We start from the raw sequence: 7571 nt of genomic DNA, 5'->3' as shown, positions 1-7571 counted from the left end.
ATTATTACTAAATAATTTTGACAATTTTTTTTACATATGGAAAACTTTTTAAAATATTAAAAAATAAAATATATGTGGAATGAAATTTCCTATTTTTTAAAATTATTGATTATTTAGGAGTTATTAAATGACTTGTAGTATTTTAGTTGGTGGAGCATGGGGGGACGAAGGTAAAGGAAAATGTATTACCTACCTTTGTGACAATGACAAACCAAGTATTATTGCTCGTGCTGGAGTCGGGCCAAATGCAGGGCACTCTGTTGAATTCAACGGAGAAAAATACGGTTTAAGATTGACCCCATCAGGTTTTGTACATACCGGTGCTAAACTTATGATTGGGGCTGGAGTTTTAGTTAATCCTGATGTGCTTTTTAAAGAATTTGAAGACTTGAAGAAATATAATGTTAAAGAAAGGATGTGTGTGGACCCTAGATGTGCTATTATTTCAAAAGAGCACCTTGAAAGGGATGTAAAATCCGAACATTTGGCCAAAAAGATAGGAAGTACCGGTTCCGGATGCGGACCTGCAAATTCAGATCGTGTGCTTAGAACTATTGATTTAGCACGTGACATTCCTGAACTCGAAGAATACATTACTGATGTGTCAGTTGCTTGTAATGAGGCTATCGATAATGGTGAAGAGGTATTCATTGAAGGTTCACAAGGATTTGCATTGTCTCTTTATTATGGAACTTATCCTTTTGTAACAAGTAAAGACACAACAGCATCAACATTTGCTGCTGATGTAGGTGTGGGACCAACTAAAGTAGATGAAGTCATTACAGTGTTCAAATCATATATTTCACGTGTTGGAGAAGGTCCGTTCCCAACAGAAATGACACAGGAAGAAGCCGAAAGCAAAGGGCTTGAAGAATATGGTGTTGTAACCGGAAGACGTAGAAGAATTGGTTACTTTGACATGGAACTTGCAAAAGAGTCCTGCAGAATCAATGGTGCAACCCAAATTGCCTTAACTTGTGTTGACAGGCTGTTCGATTGTGCACGTGTACAGGATTACAGTGAATTGTCAGCTGAAACCAAAGCGTTCATTGAAGACATTCAAACCGAAACCGGTGTTCCTGTAACAATTATCTCAACCGGGCCTGATTTGAAAGATACAATCGATTTAAGAAAAGAATTATTATAATTCTTTTTTCACTCTTTTTTTTTGATTTTAATACAATCTTTTTATAGTTTTTTTGATAAAATATGTAATATGTTTTTTAACAAGAGATTAATCTCAATAGCTATTTTCTTAAGTTTCATGACAATGCTTTCTGTTGTATTTGCTGAACCTGCTTCAGAGAATATAATTAAACTTAAAGTGAATAACTCCACTTTTGATGTGAAATTGGAAATTAATGATGCAACAAAAGAATTGATTGAAAAATTAAATGATGCAGACATATCTATTGGCGCCAAAGAATACGGCGGATTTGAAAAGGTTGGTGATTTGGGGTTTTCACTTCCAACTTCAGATGAATCAATCACCACATCTCCGGGAGATTTGGTTTTGTACAATGGAAATCAGGTTTCTCTGTTTTGTGAATCTCATTCATGGTCATATACTAAACTGGGAAAAATAGAGAATGTCAATGCCACTGAACTTCAGAATGTTCTTGGTTCAGGGGATGTTGAACTGGTTTTGAGTTTGAAGTGATTGTAATTTTGACTTTTTTTGGAGGGGTGATTTTTCAAATGGAATTTCACAGCTCTTGACAATTTTTGAATAAATTTTATTACATATTTTTTCTAAATAATTATTCATGTACAAGGATATGATAATCATCAGAGGTGCTCGAGTCCATAATCTGAAAAATATTGATGTGGACATTCCTCTCGGTAAAATCGTTGCAATCAGTGGTGTTTCAGGAAGCGGTAAATCATCACTGGCGTTAGGAGTTTTATATTCAGAAGGTTCTCGAAGGTATTTGGATGCGCTTTCAACTTATACCCGTCGAAGGATTTCACAAACCAAAAAGGCAAGTGTAGATTTGATTCAGTATGTTCCGGCGGCTCTTGCTTTGAACCAACGGCCTAACGTTCCAAACATAAGATCAACTTTTGGAACCTCAACTGAGCTTTTAAACTCTTTGAGATTATTATATTCAAGATGTGGTAATTATACATGTCCTAATGGGCATCTGCAGGAACCCACCATGAATGTTGCTCGTGAAATACCTATAAAATGCCCTGTGTGTGGTGAGGAGTTTTACGGCCTCGGTGCTGAGGAGTATGCATTCAATTCCGATGGTGCATGTCCGACATGTGTAGGAACAGGGTTCATCCGGGATGTTGATTCATCAAAACTGGTTTTGGATGATACGAAAACATTGGAGGAAGGTGCAGTGGCTGCATGGAATCAGTTCGGCATTTCCTGGATGTATCTTGTTGCAGGCGAGCTGGGAGTTCGTGTGGATGTGCCTTTCAGGGATTTGACTGATGAGGAAAAGGACATTGTCTACAACGGTCCGGCTGTTAAGAAATATATCAACATCCCATCCAAAAACGGAAAGCTGTTTGAACTGAATGCCGAGTATAGGAATGCCCATAAGGCCATTGAAGAGGCACTCAAGAAAGCCAAAACCGAAAAGGGACTAACAAAAATCAACAAGTTCCTGACAACTAAGGTCTGCAGCGACTGCAATGGAACAAGACTGAACGCCAAAGCTAGGCAAACACTTTTAGGCGGAATCAACCTGGCTGAAGCATGTAAAATGAATCTTAAGGAACTGGTTTTATGGATTCCGCAGGTTATCGCCAAACTTCCTGGTGAAATGAGGGATATGGCTGAAGCTATTGTGGAGGAATTCATGGACAATGCAAATATCCTGCTTGATTTGGGATTGAGCTACATTTCACTGGACCGGCAGGCAAATACTTTATCAACAGGTGAGCTTCAAAGGGTTCAGCTTGCAAAAACCTTAAGAAACCACACAACAGGTGTTCTTTATGTTTTGGATGAGCCTTCGATAGGTCTTCACCCTGACAATGTGGATGGACTTATAAGTGTCATAAGGAGATTGATTGATGATGGAAACTCAATTATTCTGGTTGACCATGATACAAGGATACTCTCCATTGCAGATTACATGATTGAAATGGGGCCTAAGGCAGGTGCCGATGGAGGAAACATAATTGCTGAGGGTACATTGGATGAAATTGAAAAAAATGATGCATCACAAATTTCACCATTTTTAACAAATTCAGAAAAAATCATCATCAGGGACAAATCCGATGATATTTTTGAAAACGGATCGATAAACATCAGGACAAATGAGATTCACAATGTCAGTGAAATGGATATTCACATTCCTAAAGGAAAACTGACAGTTGTCAGCGGAGTTTCCGGAAGCGGAAAAACTACGCTTTTACTTGAAGCCCTTTATCCTGCTGTAAAGGCAGTAATCAATAATGAAAAGTTGCCTGATGGGGTAAATGATATAGAGTGCAGTGACATTAAGAAAATCGATTTGATTGACAGCGTTCCGATTGGTCAGAATGTAAGAAGCACAGTTTCAACATACTCCAAGGTATTGGATGATTTGAGACGTGAATTCGCCAATCTGACCGATGAGTACAAGATGTCTGATTTCTCATACAATACTGGAAAACTCAGATGTGAAACATGCAACGGTACCGGGCGTGTTTCAATGGACGTTCAGTTCCTGCCGGATGTTGAGATAACATGTCCCGACTGTGACGGGTCAAGATATGATAAAAAGGCCGATGAGGTAAGATACAACGGACTGTCTATTGCGGACATCATGAGTCTGACGGTTGATGAGGCATTGGAGGAGCTTTTTGGTCTTGATAAGGTCACTAAAAAACTGCAGAAATTATCAGATTTGGGATTGGGATATCTGACTTTGGGAGAAGACACTCCAAGTCTGTCCGGAGGTGAGGCACAAAGGCTCAAACTTGCTTCAGAGATAGGCAAGACTCAAAAGAATTCAATATTCATTTTTGATGAGCCGACAATTGGACTTCATCCGCTGGATGTAAAGGCATTGATAAACGTCCTTGATTATCTCATTGAAATGGGTGCAACGGTTATTGTAATTGAGCATGATTTGGATTTGATAGCTAATGCTGACTATATAATTGACATTGGAATCGATGATGATTATCGTGGAGGGAGGATATTGGCCAGTGGCTCTTTAAAAGATATTATTGATTCTAAAAACAGTCTTACAGGCAGATACCTGGATGAGAAGAATCTGCTTTAATTTTCGGTTAACTTTAAATATTCTTTTAAAAATACTTAAATTGGTGATTATATGAAAAAGGTCGCATTGGCACCATGCAACGGAATGAGTGCAAACGGTTTGGTTTCAAGGGTTGCAGTTGGTGATGCACGTAATGAAAGAGACAATGTAATATCCATTTGTATGGGTTCGACATCTGCAGATATTGAAGGAAAAAACAATGAAATGCTTAAAAAGTATCCGATAATTGCAATTAACGGATGCGGCAATGGTTGTGTAAACAAGATTTTGAACAATAAGGCCATTAATGTTTCCAGAACAATCAGCGCAAGTGAAGTTTTAGAGGGGCATGATGTTTGTGCAAATGATCCGTTCAGACTTGACAGTGAGGCTGAAGAATGTGTTAAAATAATAAAAAATGAAATTTTCAAGGTTTTGGATAACCTTTAATTTTTTTTATATATTTAAATATAACAATTGTTAATATATTATTGTGAGTGATAATATGGATTTCATACGACAAACTGAAGTAATTCAATGGAAAGATGGCGAATACAAAACCATCAAGGAAAACAGCGTTGATGATGAATATACTTATCTATTCATCGATTATTTACCTCCGAGAAAATTTTCAACTTATCCTAAGGATTTGGAGGATTTTGCAATTGGATACTGCTTGGGGGAAGGTTTAATCAAGGATTATTCCGACATCAATTCAATTACGTTGGACGGAACAAACGTACTTGTTTCAACAAAGCTGTCACATGACCCTGAAGAGGACCTGGAACAGGAAGGAATTGTCCAGGAGAGAAAAGGCAATTGTGAGCATGCATGTGTCTGCAGACTCTTAGAGTACCAGGGAGTAAATTCAGACAATGCCGGCGGAATAAGGTCTGAATTGAAAACAATAGAACCAAATGAATCTGAATTGAAGGTTGATGCGTCTCAAATAATTAGGGATATCGAACATTTGACAGATGAAGCCAAGATATGGCAGAAAACCGCAGGGGTTCACGTTGCACAGCTGAAGTATGAAGACAACATAATAATTCGGGAAGACGTAAGCCGTCATGTTGCAGTCGATAAAGTTATTGGAGCCGCTTCAAGGAAGGGTTATGAATTTTCAAAATGTTACATTTCATACAGTGGAAGAATGCCGGCAGACATGCTGATAAAAGTAATTAGGGTTGGAATTCCAATCATCATTTCCAATGCAGCACCAGCATCATCAGGAATTGACGTTGCAAGGGCCGGAAACATTACGATGGTCGGTTTTGTCAGGGACAACAGATTTACAATTTATACTGCTCCTGAACGGGTGAATCTTGAAAAATAAAAAATAGAAATTAAAGTTCATCCAATGAAAATGAACCTAAATCTAATAAATCAAAAGTTAGTATTTTTGGAGCTACGGTAACTTTTCCTACTCCTGTAATTATTTTATATGCCTCAAAAGCTTCAAGACAACCAATCAAGTTTGGAGTAGGACCTATAACAGGTGGAACTCCTGATGTTACATTTTTTAAATCTTCAATTACTTCTTCTGTTAATTCTTTTCCAATAGATGGAAGATTGAACATTTCTTCATATGTCTTTTCACTATTTGGCAGAAATACTGTAATTTGGCCCATTGTTCCGTGTATTGCTCCATGAATGTATGGGATTCCTTTTTCTTTTGCGGTTCTGGATACAATAACTCTTGTTAGGACATTGTCAAGTGCATCTATTACTATGTTTGAGTCTCCAATTACTTTTTCTATGTTTGTTTGGTCAATGTGTTCGTTGAATGTACTAACCTTAACATATGGGTTAATTAATCTGACTTTTTCTTTTGCAACACTGCTTTTATCGAGACCCAAATCTGCTATGGAAGCTAAAGTCTGTCGGTTTAGATTTGATAAGTCAAATGCATCTTTATCAACTAAAACCAGTTCTCCGACACCCATTCTTGCAAGCATTTCTATGGTTTCTCCACCAATCCCGCCACAGCCGATGACTGTGATTTTGGCATCTTTGAATCTTTCCTGTTCACTTCTTGTAACTATGCTCATTTGACGGGAAGCTATTTCCCAGTATCCGTCACCTATGTATCTTGTTGGCATTTTTTCACCTAAATATTTCTTCTTAGTTTTTGCAGTATTTTCATAAAAGTGTCTAAAGCACTTTCGTAATTTTCAAAATTGTTTCCTTCAATTAATCCGGTTTCATAAATAGTTATATTTTCAAGTTCTATTTTTTCACCGGATTTATTGTAATCAATATCCTTAAGTTGATTTTGTGTATTTTCCAGGTTTATTGTAAATGGGAGCTGATATGAAAATGAACCTTTATGATAGTCAATACTAATGTATTCGTCATCATCAATGGCGGTTAAATTTAAAGCAACTTTTTCAAAACCTCTATGTTTTAATTCATCATTGATGAGTTTATATTTGTCATTTGTGAGAATTTCATCAATGTTGTCCGCTTCAATAACACCAAGTTTTCCAAAATCTCTAACTTTAACTATTTCACAGTCAGTATTGGCTAAAATGTAATTTTCACAGTAACCTATTCTTTTGATTTTCTCTTGCGTTGCAGCAGTATTGGTAGGTATTCTTGTTGCAAGGCATGTTGTTGATCTGGAAAATGGTATACTGTTTTTGTTTAGATATTCATGGATTTCTTTTGAGGTTAATTTAGCTTGAATGAATGGTGTGTTAAATTTTTTTTTATAAGTGACTAGAATTCCCGGCCTGTCTATTACAAGGTCACTGATGTTATTCCCGTCGCAAATAAAATCAAATCCTTTTTTATAGGCTAATTTTTCAATTTCGCTATACATTAGATTTCTACAGTTATAACACCTTTTTTCGTCATTGGCTAAAAATGTGTCATTTTCATAAAAATTAATATCAATTATTTCGTGTTTGACTCCAAATGATTTCACTGCTTTGACTGTGTTTTCAATAAAACCTTCAGGTAATATATGGTTGTCAATTGTTATGGCTAGTGTATCCTTTGCATATTTTGAAGCAAGATAAACAAGCAGGGTTGAATCTGCACCTCCTGAAAATCCAATCGCTACTTTTTTATCCTGCAGAATATCTTTAACAATATTAATTTTTTCATCTAAGTTCATTTTATCCCTTTAAACATTCAAGAGAATCAATAATGCTCTTGTTTTCAATTAATGGGTTTTCGTTATGGTTTTAAGGAGTTCATAACTGCCCATTATTTTAATTATTTTATATTTTATTTTGGAGATATAAAACAATTTTTATGGAACTTGTAGTTTTTTAAACTGTTTTATAGGTTATGGAAAAAAGTGGAATCCCTTCGAAAATCAACTATATAACAATAGTTATTTTTTTCCATACATAG

General features: G+C 36.4%; 7 protein-coding genes. 5 read left to right on the top strand and 2 right to left on the bottom strand.

Annotated features, from left to right (window positions below):
- Positions 1 to 127 precede the first annotated feature (127 nt).
- From ACKI2P_RS03820 to fdhD, 5 genes are all read left to right on the top strand, one after another.
- Positions 128 to 1147: an adenylosuccinate synthetase gene (locus tag ACKI2P_RS03820; RefSeq protein WP_407375170.1), complete on the top strand. Its 1020-nt coding sequence runs from the start codon at positions 128 to 130 to the stop codon at positions 1145 to 1147.
- 69 nt (positions 1148 to 1216) lie between these two features.
- On the top strand, positions 1217 to 1660 hold the full coding sequence (locus ACKI2P_RS03815; protein ID WP_407375168.1) for a cyclophilin-like fold protein: 444 nt from the start codon (positions 1217 to 1219) through the stop codon (positions 1658 to 1660).
- A gap of 106 nt (positions 1661 to 1766) precedes the next feature.
- Positions 1767 to 4229 carry an excinuclease ABC subunit UvrA gene (locus tag ACKI2P_RS03810; RefSeq protein ID WP_407375166.1) on the top strand — a complete coding sequence of 821 codons (2463 nt, stop codon included), beginning with the start codon at positions 1767 to 1769 and terminating at the stop codon, positions 4227 to 4229.
- Positions 4230 to 4280: 51 nt separating this feature from the next.
- A complete protein-coding gene (locus ACKI2P_RS03805) occupies positions 4281 to 4658 on the top strand; it encodes a putative zinc-binding protein (RefSeq protein WP_407375164.1) in 378 nt (125 codons plus the stop codon).
- 55 nt (positions 4659 to 4713) lie between these two features.
- Positions 4714 to 5544 carry a formate dehydrogenase accessory sulfurtransferase FdhD gene (gene fdhD, locus ACKI2P_RS03800; protein ID WP_407375162.1) on the top strand — a complete coding sequence of 277 codons (831 nt, stop codon included), beginning with the start codon at positions 4714 to 4716 and terminating at the stop codon, positions 5542 to 5544.
- A 10-nt stretch (positions 5545 to 5554) separates the two neighbouring features.
- On the opposite strand, the gene ACKI2P_RS03795 is transcribed toward fdhD, so the two are convergent.
- Both ACKI2P_RS03795 and ACKI2P_RS03790 read right to left on the bottom strand, forming a co-directional pair.
- A complete protein-coding gene (locus ACKI2P_RS03795; protein ID WP_407375160.1) occupies positions 5555 to 6310 on the bottom strand; it encodes a HesA/MoeB/ThiF family protein in 756 nt (251 codons plus the stop codon).
- A gap of 8 nt (positions 6311 to 6318) precedes the next feature.
- Complete coding sequence (locus ACKI2P_RS03790) at positions 6319 to 7329, bottom strand: TIGR00268 family protein (protein ID WP_407375158.1); 1011 nt, start codon at positions 7327 to 7329, stop codon at positions 6319 to 6321.
- Positions 7330 to 7571: the final 242 nt, after the last annotated feature.

Source organism: Methanobrevibacter sp., from assembly GCF_045541095.1.
In the GTDB taxonomy this organism is placed as follows: domain Archaea; phylum Methanobacteriota; class Methanobacteria; order Methanobacteriales; family Methanobacteriaceae; genus Methanocatella.
Note: the sequence above shows the minus strand (reverse complement) of the source record. Positions and strands in the feature narration are given on the sequence as shown.

Bases quoted from the DNA above. Each gene is read 5' to 3' on its own strand.
- ACKI2P_RS03820 (WP_407375170.1), top strand. From the start codon at position 128: ATGACTTGTAGTATTTTAGTTGGTGGAGCATGGGGGGACGAAGGTAAA.
- ACKI2P_RS03815 (WP_407375168.1), top strand. From the start codon at position 1,217: ATGTTTTTTAACAAGAGATTAATCTCAATAGCTATTTTCTTAAGTTTC.
- ACKI2P_RS03810 (WP_407375166.1), top strand. From the start codon at position 1,767: ATGTACAAGGATATGATAATCATCAGAGGTGCTCGAGTCCATAATCTG.
- ACKI2P_RS03805 (WP_407375164.1), top strand. From the start codon at position 4,281: ATGAAAAAGGTCGCATTGGCACCATGCAACGGAATGAGTGCAAACGGT.
- fdhD (WP_407375162.1), top strand. From the start codon at position 4,714: ATGGATTTCATACGACAAACTGAAGTAATTCAATGGAAAGATGGCGAA.
- ACKI2P_RS03795 (WP_407375160.1), bottom strand. From the start codon at position 6,310: ATGCCAACAAGATACATAGGTGACGGATACTGGGAAATAGCTTCCCGT.
- ACKI2P_RS03790 (WP_407375158.1), bottom strand. From the start codon at position 7,329: ATGAACTTAGATGAAAAAATTAATATTGTTAAAGATATTCTGCAGGAT.